This is a genomic window from Stenotrophomonas maltophilia group sp. Smal13, from assembly GCF_030236855.1.
Taxonomy (GTDB): domain Bacteria; phylum Pseudomonadota; class Gammaproteobacteria; order Xanthomonadales; family Xanthomonadaceae; genus Stenotrophomonas; species Stenotrophomonas maltophilia_A.
Map to the genome: position 1 here is coordinate 72671 of NZ_JASJSQ010000006.1, position 15922 is coordinate 88592.

Annotated in this window: 13 protein-coding genes; 10 read left to right on the plus strand and 3 right to left on the minus strand. The window is 65.4% G+C overall.

The window, feature by feature from the left end:
* Positions 1–4 precede the first annotated feature (4 nt).
* Complete coding sequence (locus QRO95_RS03875) at positions 5–1219, plus strand: hypothetical protein (RefSeq protein WP_285301706.1); 1215 nt, start codon at positions 5–7, stop codon at positions 1217–1219.
* A 153-nt stretch (positions 1220–1372) separates the two neighbouring features.
* Here QRO95_RS03875 and pip read toward each other — a convergent pair whose 3' ends face one another.
* Complete coding sequence (pip, locus tag QRO95_RS03880) at positions 1373–2320, minus strand: prolyl aminopeptidase (RefSeq protein WP_285301707.1); 948 nt, start codon at positions 2318–2320, stop codon at positions 1373–1375.
* A gap of 114 nt (positions 2321–2434) precedes the next feature.
* On the opposite strand from pip, the gene QRO95_RS03885 reads away from it, so the two are divergent.
* Together QRO95_RS03885 and QRO95_RS03890 are read left to right on the plus strand one after the other, a co-directional pair.
* On the plus strand, positions 2435–3100 hold the full coding sequence (locus QRO95_RS03885) for a TraX family protein (protein ID WP_404830328.1): 666 nt from the start codon (positions 2435–2437) through the stop codon (positions 3098–3100).
* A 125-nt stretch (positions 3101–3225) separates the two neighbouring features.
* The gene (locus QRO95_RS03890) at positions 3226–3651 is read left to right on the plus strand and encodes an organic hydroperoxide resistance protein (RefSeq protein WP_121503386.1); all 426 of its coding nucleotides are present in this window, start codon (positions 3226–3228) and stop codon (positions 3649–3651) included.
* A 47-nt stretch (positions 3652–3698) separates the two neighbouring features.
* Here QRO95_RS03890 and QRO95_RS03895 read toward each other — a convergent pair whose 3' ends face one another.
* Positions 3699–4568 (minus strand): hypothetical protein, encoded by an 870-nt coding sequence (locus QRO95_RS03895; protein WP_285301709.1) that lies wholly within the window; start codon positions 4566–4568, stop codon positions 3699–3701.
* A 164-nt stretch (positions 4569–4732) separates the two neighbouring features.
* On the opposite strand from QRO95_RS03895, the gene QRO95_RS03900 reads away from it, so the two are divergent.
* Both QRO95_RS03900 and QRO95_RS03905 read left to right on the plus strand, forming a co-directional pair.
* On the plus strand, positions 4733–7456 hold the full coding sequence (locus QRO95_RS03900) for an ATP-binding protein (RefSeq protein ID WP_285301710.1): 2724 nt from the start codon (positions 4733–4735) through the stop codon (positions 7454–7456).
* 32 nt (positions 7457–7488) lie between these two features.
* Positions 7489–10857 (plus strand): hybrid sensor histidine kinase/response regulator, encoded by a 3369-nt coding sequence (locus QRO95_RS03905; RefSeq protein WP_285301711.1) that lies wholly within the window; start codon positions 7489–7491, stop codon positions 10855–10857.
* Positions 10858–10877: 20 nt separating this feature from the next.
* On the opposite strand, the gene QRO95_RS03910 is transcribed toward QRO95_RS03905, so the two are convergent.
* Positions 10878–11531, minus strand: a complete 654-nt coding sequence (locus tag QRO95_RS03910; protein WP_285301712.1) for a response regulator transcription factor — start codon at positions 11529–11531, stop codon at positions 10878–10880.
* Positions 11532–11620: 89 nt separating this feature from the next.
* On the opposite strand from QRO95_RS03910, the gene QRO95_RS03915 reads away from it, so the two are divergent.
* From QRO95_RS03915 to QRO95_RS03935, 5 genes are all read left to right on the plus strand, one after another.
* Entirely contained in the window at positions 11621–12286 is a 666-nt protein-coding gene (locus QRO95_RS03915; protein ID WP_285301713.1) for a response regulator transcription factor, read from the plus strand.
* Between the two features lie 88 nt (positions 12287–12374).
* Positions 12375–12599 (plus strand): hypothetical protein, encoded by a 225-nt coding sequence (locus tag QRO95_RS03920; RefSeq protein WP_147427802.1) that lies wholly within the window; start codon positions 12375–12377, stop codon positions 12597–12599.
* A gap of 127 nt (positions 12600–12726) precedes the next feature.
* Positions 12727–13662 (plus strand): hypothetical protein, encoded by a 936-nt coding sequence (locus QRO95_RS03925; RefSeq protein WP_285301714.1) that lies wholly within the window; start codon positions 12727–12729, stop codon positions 13660–13662.
* A gap of 186 nt (positions 13663–13848) precedes the next feature.
* Entirely contained in the window at positions 13849–14766 is a 918-nt protein-coding gene (locus QRO95_RS03930) for a hypothetical protein (RefSeq protein WP_285301715.1), read from the plus strand.
* A 97-nt stretch (positions 14767–14863) separates the two neighbouring features.
* Positions 14864–15889, plus strand: coding sequence for a hypothetical protein (locus QRO95_RS03935; protein ID WP_285301716.1), 1026 nt, complete (start codon positions 14864–14866; stop codon positions 15887–15889).
* Positions 15890–15922: the final 33 nt, after the last annotated feature.

A 15922-nucleotide genomic window follows, 5' to 3' on the forward strand; every position in this document is an offset into this window, starting at 1 on the left:
CGCTGTGACCTATACTGAACGTCGTTTTTTTGAGGAGGGCAGTCTCCAAAGAGGCGCCTTGCCAATAGCCTTGGCAGCACTGATGGCCGCCGTTTCAGCGAACGCGGCCGAGTTGCAGGTCAAGGCAGAGTTTCGTCCGTCCGCCTTGGATCCATCCCACAACAAGTTTGTCAACACAACCCCTCAATCCGGCTTTTGCGCGCAGCATCCAGCTCTCTGCATTCCCGGCGACTTTACGATCGACACCGGATTGAATGTCAGCCAGCGACGCCTGTATGGAGGCGGGGAAGACCCGCGCGAAAAGTGGTACCTGGCCGTGGACGGAGCTTGGCAAAAGGTGATCGTGCGTCACGCGAATGGTCACGAACTGGAGGCCAGAGTTCGTGTGTTCCTGATTGGCATGCAATGGGGACTGCCAAACGATGGCTCAGCGCCAGGAAGCAATGGGTCTGCAACTGGAGGTTGCGGTGGCCGGACAGGGGTAGGGAGCTCAAGGTTCTATCGATACGCTTGGGGCGTTCCAATCGGTCAGGCCGTCTGCGTACGCTCGCCCCGGCCAACTACCGATCGCATCGCGACATACCTCAACTTCTCTATCGGGTATCACCTGGAAACGCCGAATCCGTTGCAGGCGCATGATGGACAATACACAGGAAGCGTAACCTATACAGTGGGAAACGGGCAGCAGATCGATCTTGGCCAGGGCGATTACTCCGATTCGGAACTTGTCTTGAACCTGGAGTTGGATGTGGCGCACGATTTTCAGGTGCGATTCTCAAGTGACTTTCCGCGCGCACAGCTGACACCAGAGGGCGGCTGGTCGTCCTGGATCGATCATGGCAAGCCGCCTGTGCGCCTCCGCCAGGAATTGCCTTTCAATCTCACCACGTCGATGGACTTCAGCATGAAGCTGCGCTGCGAGCATGAGGTCGCCGATCGTTGCGGCATACGTAACCTGCGCGATGACGTGATGGTGCCGGTGGATGTGGACGTGACCATTCCCGGCATGAGCAACGTGGGTGACGGGCGCCCGGCGCAGGACACTCCGTTGTTGCCCGATGATTCGCTCGCGCCGCGCTTCACGCCGGATGGGTATCTGATGCAGCGGCGTTCTACGCTGCGCTTCACGGCCGGTCCTGGATCTGTAACGGAAATGCTGAAGTCGCCCGGCTCGCATTGGCAAGGCAACATGACGGTGGTGTTCGATGCCAATCCGTGACGAGCCGACAACGTGCCTCGGTAGAGTCGACTGTTAGTCGACTGCTCTCGGCAGGAGACTGAAAAGCCCGCGTTGCGCGCGATAGTCGACTAACAGTCGACTCTACCCTCGATTGCTGGGATGCCGGCCAGCGGCCGGCACTACCCCATGGCATCAGTACCGGTCGGCGAACGCATCGGTGGCGCGCACCAGCGCATCCACCGTTGCCGGCTCGTTCGCGCTATGCCCCGAGGTCACCATCTCCAGCGTGGCTTCCGGCCAGGCCTTGGCCAGGTCCCAGGCGCTGCGCGGCGGGCAGATGATGTCGTAGCGGCCCTGCACGATCACGCACGGCAGGTGGCGGATGCGATCGACATCGCGCAGCAGCTGGTTCGGCTCCAGGAAGATGCCATTGCGGAAGTAGTGGGCCTCGATACGGGCCTTGGCCAGGGTATCCAGCGGGTCATCCGTGGAAACCGCATCCACGTCGTGTTGCAGGGTGGCGGCGTTGTCTTCCCAGCCCAGCCAGGCCTGCGCCGCTGCGATGCGGGTGGCCTCATCGGCGCTGTCCATGCGCGTCCAGTAGGCCGCAATCATGTCACCACGCTCGCCTTCTGGAATGTAGGCCTCGTAGCGATCCCAGCGTTCCGGGAAGATCCAGCGTGCACCGCCGTTGGCCTCGGCGAACCAGCGATTTTCCATCTCGCGGCCAAGGAACACGCCGCGCACGATCAGGCCGGTGGCACGTTCGGGATGCGCCTGTGCGTAGGCCAGCGACAGGGTCGAACCCCAGGAGCCGCCGTAGACCAGCCAGCGCTCGATACCCAGATGCTCGCGCACCTTCTCGATGTCGGCCACCAGATCCTGCGTGGTGTTGTCGCGAAGCTCACCGAACGGTGCGGAGCGTCCGCTGCCACGCTGGTCGATCAGCACGATGCGGTAACGTGCCGGGTCGAAGAAGCGGCGATGGGTCGGCGAGATGCCAGCACCCGGCCCGCCATGCAGGTACACCACCGGGATGCCCTCGGGCGTGCCGCACTCCTCGATATGCAGGGTGTGCAGATCGCTCACCGCCAGGGTGAACTCGCGGTAGGGCTCGATGGCGGGGTAGAGGGTGCGCATGACGGGGGTCTCACCAGCAGGGCCTGCCAGCATACTCCTGCCCACGGCATCGGGCAGCGCCTGCGGACTGCGCGGTGATGGAAATGTGCTTGCCGATGCGCATAAGCTTCGGCGATGCAGCAGACCATGGCAGGGAACCGTCCCTTCAATCCCGTCCTGAGCAGTGGCGCCCGCGAGCTGCTGAAGTGGCTCGCGCTCCTGACCATGACCGGCGATCACGTGGCCAAGGTGCTGTTCGGTGGCTACCTGCCGGTAGTGAGCGAACTGGGGCGCATCGCGTTCCCGCTGTTCGCGCTGGTGATGGCCTGCAACCTCGCCCAGCCGGGTGCGGACCTGCGCAAGTCGATCTGTCGCCTGGCCATATGGGGCGTGATCGCGCAACCGCTGCATGCACTGGCCTTCGGTGCCTGGTTGCCACTCAACATCTTGCTCACATTTGCCCTGGCTGCGGTGGCGGTGCATGCGCTGGCCAACAATCGGCCACTGCTGTTGCTGCTGGCGGCGGGCATGGCGCCGATGCTGGTGGACTACCAATGGGCGGGGGTCGGTTTCGTGCTGTTTGGATGGCTGGCGTTCCGCCATGGTGCGTGGTGGCTGCTGCTGGTCGGGCTCGCCGCGGTGTGCTGGGCCAACCACAACGGTTGGGCGCTGCTGGCCATTCCCGTGGTGCTGGCGGTTGCACGTGTGCCGTGGCGGCTGCCGCGCTGGCGTTGGGCCTTCTACACCTACTACGTCGCGCACCTCGCGCTACTGGCGTTGTACGTCCAGTTGCGCGCTTGAAGCGGCTGGCGGCAGAGGGCCGCGCTATCGTCGCTGTCCGATGGAAGCGGCGCCCATCGCCCCGGAGGATGAGCGGGTGGCGGAAGGTTCCGCCACTCCACTCAGTCAACCGACCGGAGCATTCCATGAGCATTGAATCGATCCTGTACTCGGCCCAGGCCACCGCTGTCGGCGGCCGTGAAGGCCGCGCCACCTCGTCCGACAAGATCCTGGACATCGCCCTGTCCACCCCGGCCGAACTGGGCGGCACTGGTGGCACCGGCACCAACCCGGAGCAGCTGTTCGCCGCAGGCTACTCGGCATGCTTCCTCGGTGCCCTGAAGTACGTTGCCGGCCAGGACAACATCGCCATCGGTGACAGTGCAGCCGTGACCGGTCGCGTCGGCATCGGTGCGGTCAGCACCGGCTTCGCCATCGACGTGGCACTGACCATCTCGCTGCCGGGCGTGCCCACCGCGCAGGCCGAAGAGCTGGTGCGCAAGGCGCACATCGTCTGCCCGTACTCGCATGCCACCCGCAACAACATCAACGTGGCACTGGTCATCGCCTGATCGCCCTGGCCGCAGCGGGGTCTGCCCTGCTGCGGTCCTTGTCACCCCTACCGGTCCAGATCGCGCCAGTCGTGCGGGGCTGCCGCCAGGAAGGCATGTGCAGCGGAGTACAGCGCCGCAGCGCCGCCAGCGATGGACTCGGCACCGTACTCGCCCAGCACGTGCAGCGTGCCGGCGGTGCTGCCATCGCAACGATGTCCGAGCAGCAGCACCGGGACCTGCGCCAACCTGGCCAGGCGCAGCGGTGCAGGCTCTGTGGCCTTTCCTGTCTTCCGCCATGGGCAGGGGTCCAGTACGGCCAGTACCGTGGCACCGCGTCGCAGCTTCCGCCAGGCTTGGCCGCAGCGCGACGGTTGTCCGATGTCCAGGCGATGCCCCTGGCGCTGGAGGGCCAGCAATGTGCGGTGCATGGGTGAAGCTTCATGGTGAAGCGAATTGATGAAGTAGTGTGCGGGCGCACCTGGGCGGTCCAACAACGCGGCCATGGCCAGGTTGATATCACCGCTGGGCAACAGGCAGACCACCCGCCGCCGGCCTGCGGCCGAGGCCCATAGCGCTCCCGGGTCATGCCACGCCATCCCGCGCAGCAGGTGCTGCAGGGCTGGGAAGGGCAGCGACTGCAGATGGCGCGCGTGGGCTTTGCGAAGCCAGCGCCCGGCCAGGAAGCGGGCCGTGAGTGTCGTGGCCGATGCGGGCGCGTGGCCCAGCCGTTGCAGCGTGCCATAGGCGCGGCCATGCCGCTCTGTCAGCAGCAGCGGGCCAAGCACGGCAAAGGCACCTTCGGCCAATGTTAGCCGCGCGGGCGCGGGGAGCATCGGCAGCAACGCCGCAGCGATCCGCAGGCTTGCACGGTGGCAGGCATGGCGGGTCATCAGGCGGAGTGCCCACAGGCGCTCGCCGTTCAGTGCTGGCTTCATCGCGAGGTCCTCGTCAGCGGGGAGACGCATAGCGTCCCCAGCAAGGCGCGAGGCAGAAACAGGACAAGTCCGAAATGTGGACAGAACTGTCTGTGCAGTCAAATGCGTCATGCATCGACGCGTTTTTCGATCTTGTCCTACATCGACGACCGCACACGCCACGCATGCTGGCGCTCCATGTTCTTCACAACGAGCGCTTGCCGCCGCCCGATGCCATGCCGTACGCCGCCCCTTCCATTGCCGATTCGCTGCGCCGCCTGCACTCCGGTGCCGGGCCGGCGCCTGCCGGCGCGGGCGAACTGCAGGCGCTGAGGCAGTACCCGCGCAGGTTGATGCTGGCCTGTGGGGCGGTGCTCAGCCTGCTGTCCCTCAGCGTGCTGATCACCCTCATCGTGGTCCAGGTCAACGGCTATGAGGCGCGCCGCATTGCCGAGTTCCGCCGCGCCCACACGGCGCTTCAGTTCCAGCTGGCGCGGCAGGATGCCAGCCATGCGCGGCTGGCGAACATGGCCGAATATGCCTGGGATCGTGACGTACAGCTGGGCGATGCCAGCGCCGAGGCCATGCGCCGTGACTACCTGCAGGGTGGCCAGCGCCTGGTGGTGGCAGCGGACGCTAGCAGCCGGCCGCAGATGGCGCTGGGCCTGGAGACCGCGCAGTGGCGCCCGCAGGAACTGCAGCGCTACCTGCAGCTCACTACTGCGGTCTCACTCATCCAGCGCCTGACCCGCACCGCCGATGAGGGGGAGCCGGACACCGCATCCTACTTCTTCGATCCCAGCGGCCAATACCTGTCGCTGGACAAGGGCCTGACCGAACGCAGCCTGATCAGCGCGCTCGCGGCCAGCTCGCGCAGCGAGGTCTTCGAGCATCTGCGCGCGCCGGCGCAGCTGCTGGCACCGGCCTCCAGCCACGATCAGGTGCCTCTGCTGGAAAGCGTGGAGCGCAGCGATGGCCCGCGCCGTACCTTCGGCCGCCACCCCATCAGCGGTGAGCCATCGCTGGTATCGGTGTTCCAGGCCAGCCTGGGCGCCACCCCCATCGCCACCTTCGTGGCCTATGAACCGATGGCACGCCTGCAGGCGCTGCTACGCCACAACAGCCAGGGCCATATCGCGCTGCTGGACCGCGATGGCCTGCGCGTGCTCACGTCTGATGGCATTGATACCAGGGCGGCCCCCGCAGGCGCCGATACCGACTGGGTGCTGCTGGGCGACGCCACCCGTGCACGCTTCCACAAGGGCCGATTCACCTTGGCGCTGGCAGTAGCGGGTACGCCCTGGACGCTGGTGGAGACCTACCGCTGGGCCGACATCCTGCGTGGCGTCGCACCGATGCTGCTCAGTGATGTCGCCTGCCTGCTCGTAGCGCTGGCGCTGCTCTGGTTCCTGCTGCTGTGGCTGCATCGGCGCATGTACACGCCTGCGTTCCGCCAGGTGAAAGCCATCTACGCCCGCGACCGCCGGTTGCGCCTGCTGCTGGAGCACGTGCCGGTGGGTGTGGCGCTGCTGGAAGCCAGCACCGGCCATGTGCAGGACTGGAATGGCCCGCTGCAGCGTATGGACCGCACCGCCGGCGCGCGGCTGATGCCGCAGCTGCGCGAGGCGCTGATGCAGGCCGATACCCGCCATGGTGCGGTGAAGGTGGAGGGTGACCTGCCGCTGGCCACCGATCCGCAACAGCGCCTGTTCCATCGCACGCACATTCATTCCGGTGGCGAGGCCTGGCCCGGCGGCGTGCTGCTGATGGTGGAGGACATCAGCCATGAGATGCGCGAGCTTGACGCCGAGCGCGAGCGTACCGCTGCGGCCGAGGCCTGCAGCCGGGCAAAATCGAATTTCGTGGCGGCGATGAGCCATGAGATCCGAACCCCGCTGCACGGCATCATCGGCCATCTGGAACTGCTCGCACGCAGTCCGTTGCAGGCCGAGCCCGCCGAACGCGTGCTGCGCCTGCGCCAGTCCGCCGATTCGCTGATGGACATCATCACCGACGTGCTGGACCTGTCGCGGATCGAGTCCGGACAGTGGACACTCACGCCCGAGCGCTTCGCGCCTTGCGCGTTGCTGGAGCGGGTCGCGGTGCTGTACGCCCCGGTGGCGCAGGCCAAGGGCCTGCAGCTGGATTGCGTGGTGGACGCCGACGTGCCGGCCGCCGCAGTGGCGCCGATGGCGGCCATCGAGCGCGTGCTGCGCAATCTGGCCAGCAATGCACTGAAGTTCACCGCCTCGGGGCGGGTGCAGCTGCGGCTGTCCTGCAGGCGCCGGGAGGACCGTCGCTACCTGCGCCTGGAAGTCACCGATTCCGGCATCGGCCTGAGTGCGGCCGAGTGCGAACGGCTGTTCCAGCCTTTCGTCCAGGCGGCGCCGGATATCGTGTCGCGCTTCGGTGGCTCCGGGCTTGGCCTGGCGTTGTGCCAGCAGCTGTGCCAACGCATGGGCGGGCTCATATGGGTGGAAAGTACCCCCGGGGTGGGCAGCCGTTTCGTGTTCGAGGTTCCGCTGCTGACCTCCATTACGGTGCCGGTGCCGCTGCCGTTGGCTGGGCAACGGATCAATCTGCTGGCCGCGCCCGGGCCCTGGCGCGGCGAGTTGGAACGGCGCCTGCGTGGCTGGGGCGCACAGGTGCAGCTGGTGCAAGCGCTTGTGCCGGAGGTTCCGCCGGGTGTGGTCTGGGTGCTGTTCGAGCCATCGCAGGAGGAGATGCGCTGGCTGCAGCGCGGTGGGCACCCGTGGGTGCGGGTCTGCCGGGAGGGGCCATTGCGCCCGCAGGGTGAGCACGGGGGCAGGGGGGTGTCCTGCTATGCCAGCGAGGCGCTCTGCCAGGCCCTGCTGTGGTCATTGGTCCCGGGCGTGCCAGATGCGCCAGCTAGTGACGCAATCGGATAAATTGCATGAGTACCCACCTCAGGATCACGGTCATGGCAGGCACTGAAGCAGCGCAGGGAGCGGGCAGCACAGCTGCGGCCGCGCGCCTGGATGACCTGCGCCGGCTGCGCCGCCGGCTGTTGTTCGGGGGTGGTGCGCTGATCACCGCGCTGGTGCTGCTGGCGGCCATCGTAAGCTCCATTGCCGACGTCGAAGAGTTCCACGCCCGCGAGCGGCAGTCCTTCCTGGAAGCCCGCGCGGCGCTGGACTATTTCCTGTACCAGCGCGACCGCGCCTATGCCACCTCGGTCAATGGCAACGACGTGCTGTGGCGCGACCAGCGTCCGGCACTGCAGGCGGTCGGCACGCCTCTGGCCGAGCGCTTCCACGCGCAGGGCGAGGAACTGGTGGTGCGCGCCGAAGGACGCACCGCCGTGCCGTGGCTGGTGCTCGGCGCACGCGATAACCCGTTGCCGCCCGGGGAACTGAAGGCTTACCTCGGCATGATCGACATCTACTCGGCCTACACCGCCGATTCGATCACCTCGCAGGATGCGCCCGGCCCGGTGGCGATGTTCGCCTACGAGCCACAGGGCCGCCTGCTCGCCGTTTCCAATGTGCGTGACGAAGCGCAGCTGCTGCAGACGCTGGGTGTGGCCACCCGCCAACAGGCCTTCGCCCGCCTGCTGCGTGATGAGCCCGAGGTGCGCAAGCTGCTGCCGCGACCTGGCCCGATCCGTGCCGCGTCCCGCGAGGGGCGGTTGCTGTCGCGCTTTGCAGTCAATCCACTTACCGGTCAGCCGTCGCTGGTGGGCGTGGTGACCATGGCCGAGGGCACCACGCCGTACTTCCGGCGGGTGGTGTTCGAGTCGGTCGACAACATCAAGACCCGGCTGGAGGCACGCGAGGAAGGCCGTTACCTGGTGGTATCCGCCGCCCGAGAAGTCGTGCTCAGCACCGGCGGCCTGAGCAACCAGGAGCAGGATCTGCTGCTGCGGACCCTGCCGGCGCGCGGCGGCACCAAGCCTTCGCGGCAGTATGCGCAGGGCAGATTCATCCTCAGCTGCAGCCTGCCCGGCGTGGACTGGACGCTCAGCCACGTCTACGACTGGGCCGATATCTGGAAGGCTCAGGGCCCGTACCTGCTGGCGCGCAGCCTAAGCGCACTATTGATCATCGGCCTGTTGTGGTGGTTGCTGCTGCGCATCGATCGCCGTGTCTTCAAGCCCGCACTGGCCGACGCCTCGCGGGTGTATGAGAGCGAAGCGCTGAGCCGGGCCATCATCGGTACCGCACCGATTGGCCTGGCGCTGCTGGCACGCGACAGTGGCATGCCGCTGCTGCAGAACGACACCGCGCGCCAGCTGGTGGGCGAAGCAGGAGGTGCCGACAGCCACGCCATCGCGCCACTCTATGCCCGCCTTGCGGAGCTGGGGCGCGGCGGCCACGATGATGAAGCGCTTGAACTGCAGTGGTCGCCGGATGAGGGCGGCAGTGATACCCAGCTGCAGATCAGCATGGCGCTGGCCACCTACCACGACCAGGCGGTCTGGGTCTGTGCACTGCGCGACGTCACCGCGCAGGTGGAACTGGAAGACACGCTGCGCCGTGCCCGCGAGGATGCCGAATCTGCGCGCCAGGCCGCCGAGGCCGCTACCCGGGCCAAATCCGCATTCGTGGCAACGATGAGCCACGAGATCCGCACGCCGCTCAATGGCGTGCTGGGCCATCTGGAGCTGCTGGCACGCTCGCCTCTGCAGCCGGGCCAGCACGAGCGGCTGGACCGCATCCGCTTCTCGGCCGATGCGCTGATGCGGATCATCAGCGACGTGCTGGACTTCTCCAAGATCGAGGCCGGGCAGCTGGATGTGGAACCGGCACCCTTTGCAGTGCGTCCTCTGATCGAAAGCGTGGCGTTGCTGTATGCCCCCGATGCGCTGCGCAAAGGAGTACGCCTGTTCTTCGCTGTGGAAGCAGCCAGCGGCCAGGACTGCATCGGCGATGCGCACCGTATCCGCCAGATCCTCAACAACCTGGTCAGCAATGCGGTCAAGTTCACCGACTCCGGCCGCATCATGCTACGTGCCGAGGTGCAGGACGTGGCCGGCAAGGGCGCGCAACTGCGCGTGCAGGTGATCGACTCCGGCATCGGCATGAACGCGCAGCAGGCTGCACAGCTGTTCCAGCCCTTCCAGCAGGCCGACGCCAGCGTCTCGCGCCGTTACGGTGGAAGTGGCCTGGGCCTGGCGCTGTGCCAGCAGCTGGCACAGGCCATGGGCGGGCACGTGTCGGTGGAGAGTACAGAGGGGGTGGGCAGCAGCTTCACGCTGCGGCTGCCGGTGCATCTGCAACCGGCAGCCGCAGCGCAGCCGCTGCTGGGCCAGCGCATCACCGTGCTGTCGTCCACGCCAGAATGGCGTAGCGAAGCCGAGCGCCTGTTGCTGGAGTCGGGAGCGGAACCACTGCTGTTGGCGGCACCGCAGGCCGATGCCAGTGGTGACGTGCTGCTGATCGTGGGCGACCACCGGCCCTGGAGTCCGGAGGAGGAGCAGCAGCTGGCGGCCTCGCATCGGCACACGGTGTTTGCCCATGCGCAGGGGCCGTTGACGCCTGAAGTCCGCGGTGACCGTACCGAAGTCACCTGCTATGCCAGCGATGCCCTGCTGGCGGCCATCGGTACCCGGCAGCAGGCTGTGTCCACAGTGCCGCAGATCGAGCGTGCGGCGGCCCTGCAGTCACGCGGGCGCGTGCTGCTGGTGGAAGACAATGCAGTGAACCGCGAGCTGATCCAGCAGCAGCTGGAGGAGCTGGGTTTCGAGGTTGATGCCGCCGAAGATGGCGCAGCCGCACTGGCGCTGTGGCGCAATGACACCTACCTGGCGGTGCTGACCGACATCAACATGCCGGTGATGGATGGCTATGCACTGGCACGCGAACTCCGCCAGCGCGGCCAGTCGCTGCCGATCCTGGCGATCACCGCCACCGCACTGGCCAGCGAGCGCGAGCGCTGCCTGGCAGCGGGCATCGACGATCTACTGCTCAAGCCCTTGAACCTCGAACGCCTTGAGGCTGGATTGAGCAAGGCCGGCCACGCGGCTCCTGTGCCGGTCGCAACACCCGCCACAGCACGCAGGCCCTCTGCGGCCATCCGCCGTCTGTTCGTGGAAACCGGCGACAAGGATCTGCAGGCCATGGTCGACGCGCGTGCCGCGAACGACATGCAGCGCCTGTTGGACCGCACTCACGCATTCAAGGGGGTGCTGCAGATGCTGGGCGAACGGGAACTGGGCGAACGCTGCGGCGAGGTGGAATACGCGCTGCGCGAAGGCCAGGCCGTGCCGGCATCGCAGCTGGACACACTGCAGGTGGCCTTGCAGGAATGCCTGGATGACTACCGGCGCGAACTGGAGCAGGAATCGTGACGGGCGCAGCAGCTACCCGCTCAGCGCTGCGGATTGCCGGCCTTCAGTCCCAGGTCGGCGGCAAACGAGAACAGCTCGGCATCGCGCTCGACGCCCAGCTTGCGCATGGCGTTGACCTTCTGCGTGCTCACGGTCTGCTTCTTGCGGTCCAGGCGTGCGGCGATCTCGGTGATGCTCAGGCCTTCCAGGAACAGCCTGACGACTTCCACTTCCTTCGGCGACAGCACCGTGACCCGGCGCTGCTCCTTGCGACGCAGCAGCTCCACCACCGCCGGCGAGTGATAGCGGCGATGCGCGTAGACCGCCATCACCGCCGCCTGCACCTGCGAAAGATCATCCGACTTGCTGACAATGCCGGCTACACCACTGGCATCCAGCTTGTGGATCAGGCCGGGCTGGTCCAGGCCGGTCATCACCACCACGCGCAGGGCAGGGAAGTGATGCGCAAGATAGCCCAACAGCTCCAGGCCATCGCCGAATGCGCCGCCGGGCATCGCGTAGTCAGTCACCAGCACGTCGCAGGACTCGCGCTCAAGCAGGGCGACCAGTTCGGTGGAGTCAGCCACCGCGCCGATGCACTGGATCGCAGGCGCTTCATCCAAGGCACTACGAACGCCCAAACGGATCACCGGATGGTCGTCAGCAAGGGCAACGCGAATGGCCAGCGAGTTCATCAAGTCGGGGTTCCGATGGAAGCAGGAAAGAACGGCATGCCGGCAACCGGCAGCAATAGAACAGTGAAGAACAGCAAGGACATCATGTCATGAATATCCGCATCGTCATCGCCGATGACCACCCCGTCATTCTTGCGGGGGTGCGTGAATCGCTGGCCCTGGAGCCCGGCATCGAAATCGTTGCTACCGCCGGCGATTCTACGGCATTGGTTGAAGCCCTGAGCAAGCATTCGGTGGACGTGGTGGTGACCGACTTCTCGATGCCCGGTGGTGAGTATGGCGACGGCGTGGCGATGCTGGGCTTCCTGCGGCGGCGCTTCCCCAGGTTGCCAGTGGTGGTGCTGACCAGCATCTCTGGCGTGCAGGTGCTGGCCAGCATCGGCAAGACTGGCGTGGACTGCATTGTTGGCAAGCTGGACCCTGCGGCCGATCTGGCATTGGCCATCCGTGCCGCGCATCGCCGCAATGGCCACCTGTCCGCCAGCGTCGTGCAACAGCTGGAGCAGCTGCAGGAGGTGGCGCTGACCAAGCGCGAGATTGAAGTGCTGCGCATGATCGCCCATGGCATGACCCAGAAGGAGATTGCCGAGCAGCTCAAGCGCAGCCGGCAGACGGTCAGTACACAGAAGCACTCGGCCATGCGCAAGCTGGGGTTGAAGCGCACCAGCGAAATCTTCGATTACGCCCTGGACCAGGGCATGGTGTCTGCTTCGCAGGTGGCGCGCGGCCTGCCCGAAGGCAGCGAAGATGGATGAGTACTCTGCAACCGGACATCGTCCGATGGAATCGCAGGATGAGGACGATAGGGTGGAGGCATCGATTGCAGACCTGCGTGGAGTCGCCGTGCCCCCTCTACTTGATGCCCGCATTGCATCGCTGATGTGGAGTTTCGCCCAGCTGACCCCGCATGGGCAGAAGCGCTTCATGGAGCTGCTCAACGAGTATCTGTATGCCTCGCCCGCGCAGCGCAGGCAGCTGCGCTGTGAGTGGGAAACCCGGGTGGCCGAACGGTGCGCCTGTGGCGATGAGTTGGAGCACCCCTGGCTGCAGGTTCAAAAGAAGGCGTGACCCCGAAAAAATAGAACAGGTCAGACAGCTTCAGCGAAGGCAATCGATCAACGTGATCGCGCCGGCTTCAGTTCAGCACCATCCTGCGTTGAATGCGGCCGGCATTCCCTTCAATGGAGTTGTGAGAATGAAGAACCTGCGCCGTGTTCCCTTGGTGACCGCCCTGCTGATCGGCCTGTACCCGATTGCAGCACTGGCTGCCGAAGCGCACCTGACCCCTGGCAGCAATGGCGGAAGCGGAGCGATGCCATCGGGCTACAGCAAGCTCAATTTCCAGCTGAGTGACCACGACTGGGTGGCGGAACTGAAGCTGCCGGATGCCCCGGCTGACGGGGATCGCGTCGTCGTGGGTTCAACGGCCGCCCGGCCCGCCCGACTTGACCCGGAAGGGATGAGCGTGGCCAGTCTGGAATATGTTCCCGTCGACGCGTCCAGCAGCATCGAGCTTCGCTGGAACAATGCGTTGAAGGAATGGCATCTGATCAACGGAAAGTCGAGCAGGGTTGAAGTAATGACCTGGTCCTGGGGCGTTGCAGAGCGGGTGGTGGCTTCAACTGACCATGCGCTGACAGAGCTGTACATTCCCTTCAACAGCAGCGGACGCACCCTGAAACTGCCCCGCTGGGCTGCAAGTGGGGCGATGCTCTCGGTGAACAATTACGGTGACACAAGCGTGACCGTGCGCGATGACGTTGCAACCCAGCAGTGCGGTGTCCGGGAGCGTTGCGCCTATGTCTTCGATGCCAGGGAAGGGCGCTGGAGCCAGCGCACCGGCCGTGTCGAGATCAATGTTTCCAAGACCGATCTGCCGGTTCCCGTCAGCCGCTGGACCACGGTGCGGGTGGGTAGTCCTGTGGATGATCTGACCACCCCGGGATTCCTGCGGCTTCCCCAGGAAGGCAAGGACGGCGATATCTACCAGATCAGGAACGCCTCGGGCGATCATTTCGCCTACGTGCTCACTGACAACACCACGCTGTTCGAGGCCGTGCCGGTAAGCAGTGGCCCCCACACCTTCCGTTTCGATGCGGTTCGCAGGACCTGGTTGCAGCAGCCAAAGTAAGGCTGTTCCAGCGTGCGTGGCGCGGCACCATTCTGGACGCGCCATGCCAACGCAGTGAGAACACCGTGAAAATTCGAACGAGTCAGACAGATTGAAGGACATGCGACGGCCATCGTGCCTGGGTTGGGAGCTGCACGCATGCGTTGGACGCGGCAGCCCTGGCGTTCCTTCAAACGAGTTGACTACATGAAGATCACCCATCGTAATTCCCTGCTGGCCGCGCTGCTGGCCTGCCTGGCCCCGGCGGCTGCATCGGCCGGCGAGGCGCATCTGAGCCCGAACACCAACGGCGCTAGCGGCGCCATGCCGTCCGGCTACAGCAAACTGCACTTCGACCTCGCAGACGGGGACTGGACGCGGGATCTGATGATGCCGCGTGATCCGCGCCAGGGTGATCAGGTTGTACTGACCTCCGGCGCAACCTACTCATCGAACCTTGATCTGGTTGGCACCACGCATGCAGCGCTGCTCAGCCTGCCGATCAACACCGGAACCAACATTGAGTTCCGCTGGAGCAATCAGCTGCAGAAGTGGCACGTTCAGGGTGGTGAGTCGGCACGTCTGGTGGTCCTGTTCCAGGGCGGCGAGGCGACCGTGCCGATGTCCGAGCTCATGGTGACCGATGTATTCACCTCGAACGCCCGGATTACCACCCGTCTGAACCTGCCGGAGTGGGCACCCCAAGGCGCACAGCTTTCGTTCAACAATACGCAGCAGCATGACGTGGAGGTACGCAGTGGCAGCAAGCACACCGGCTGCCCCGCAACGCAGACCTGTGCCTATGTGTTCAGTGACCTGGATGGCACGTGGCATGGTCGCACCGGTCGCCTGCAGTTCCAGCCGACCGAGATCGACCTGCCGGTCCCGACCGCGCGACTGATGGATGTGGTGGTGGGCAGCCCCGCAGAAGATGTGACCACCCCGGCCATCCTGCGGCTGCCGGCCGACGCCGTGGATGGTGACCAGTACCGCCTGAGCAATCCGTCGGGCGACCACTTCACTCGACTGGCACCGGATAACAGCGACCTGAGCGGCTACACCAGGCTGCCGCGCAACGGCATCACCTTCCGTTACGACGTTGCCACCCGCACCTGGCGCCGTTGAGGTAGCGGCCTGCAACCTGTGCAGCAGGATCTGCTGCACGGGTTCTGCGCTCAACCGCGATATGACGATGGCGTGAAAATTCGGACGAGTCAGACAGATGAAAGGGCGTGCAACGGTCATCGTGACGTTGCCGGGGGAGCTGCAGGCGTCTATCGCCGCAGTCCTGGCGTTCCTCAAACGAGCTGACGACATGAAGACCACCCATCGCAATTCCCTTCTGGCCGCCCTGCTGGTGTGCCTGACCCCCGTCGCGGTGTCTGCGAACGAAGCCTACCTCACCCCCAACACCAATGGCGGCAGCGGCGCCATGCCCTCCGGTTACAGCAAGCTGTATTTCGAACTCGGGAATGGCAACTGGGTTGGCACGCTGAAGCTGCCGGCCGCCCCGCGCCAGGGCGACACCGTAGTGCTCAGCTCGATGGCCGATTGGAATGCGCGCCTGGAAACAGCCGCCACCGCGTTCGACAAGGCGGGATACCTGCCGGTGGACGCCCTGAGCAATGTTGAGCTGCGCTGGAGCAGCACCTTCAATCGCTGGGATGTCATCAAGGGCGAGTCCGCCCGCCTGGTGTATGGCAAGAGCCAGTACGTCCTGACCATTCCGGCAAGCCATCACGCCGTTACCCAGGTCGGCATCTACAAGAACAAGTGGGCAGGGGAAGCCTATCTGCCGACCTGGGCGCCGCAGGGAGCCGTGCTGGTCGTGGCCAATGAAACGAGCAGCGAAGTGATCGTCAGTGGCTACAGTGCCGCCTTCAATCGGTTCGATTGTAAATCTGAAACGCGTTGCGCCTTTGTTTTCGATGCCGATGGCAAGTGGCGTGCGCGAATGGGTCGCGAGCAGTACCGGCCCGTCGATGTCGATCTGCCGTCGCCGGGTGCGCGCTGGACCGATGTGGTTGTCGGCAGCGCAGCCGAAGACGTGACCACGCCGGGCCTGCTGCGCCTGCCAGCGAATGCTGTAGACGGCGACATCTACCAGATCAGCAACCCATCCAACGAGCTGCCCGTTTACATCGCTGCGGACAACTCGAATCGGGATGTGGATGTCCGCGTCAGCGCGAAGGGCTACATCTATCGCTATGACGGTTCGCAGCGTCGCTGGATCATCCAGCCGAACTGAGTCGCTGGACTCGATCCTTCGTGCAGCAGGATG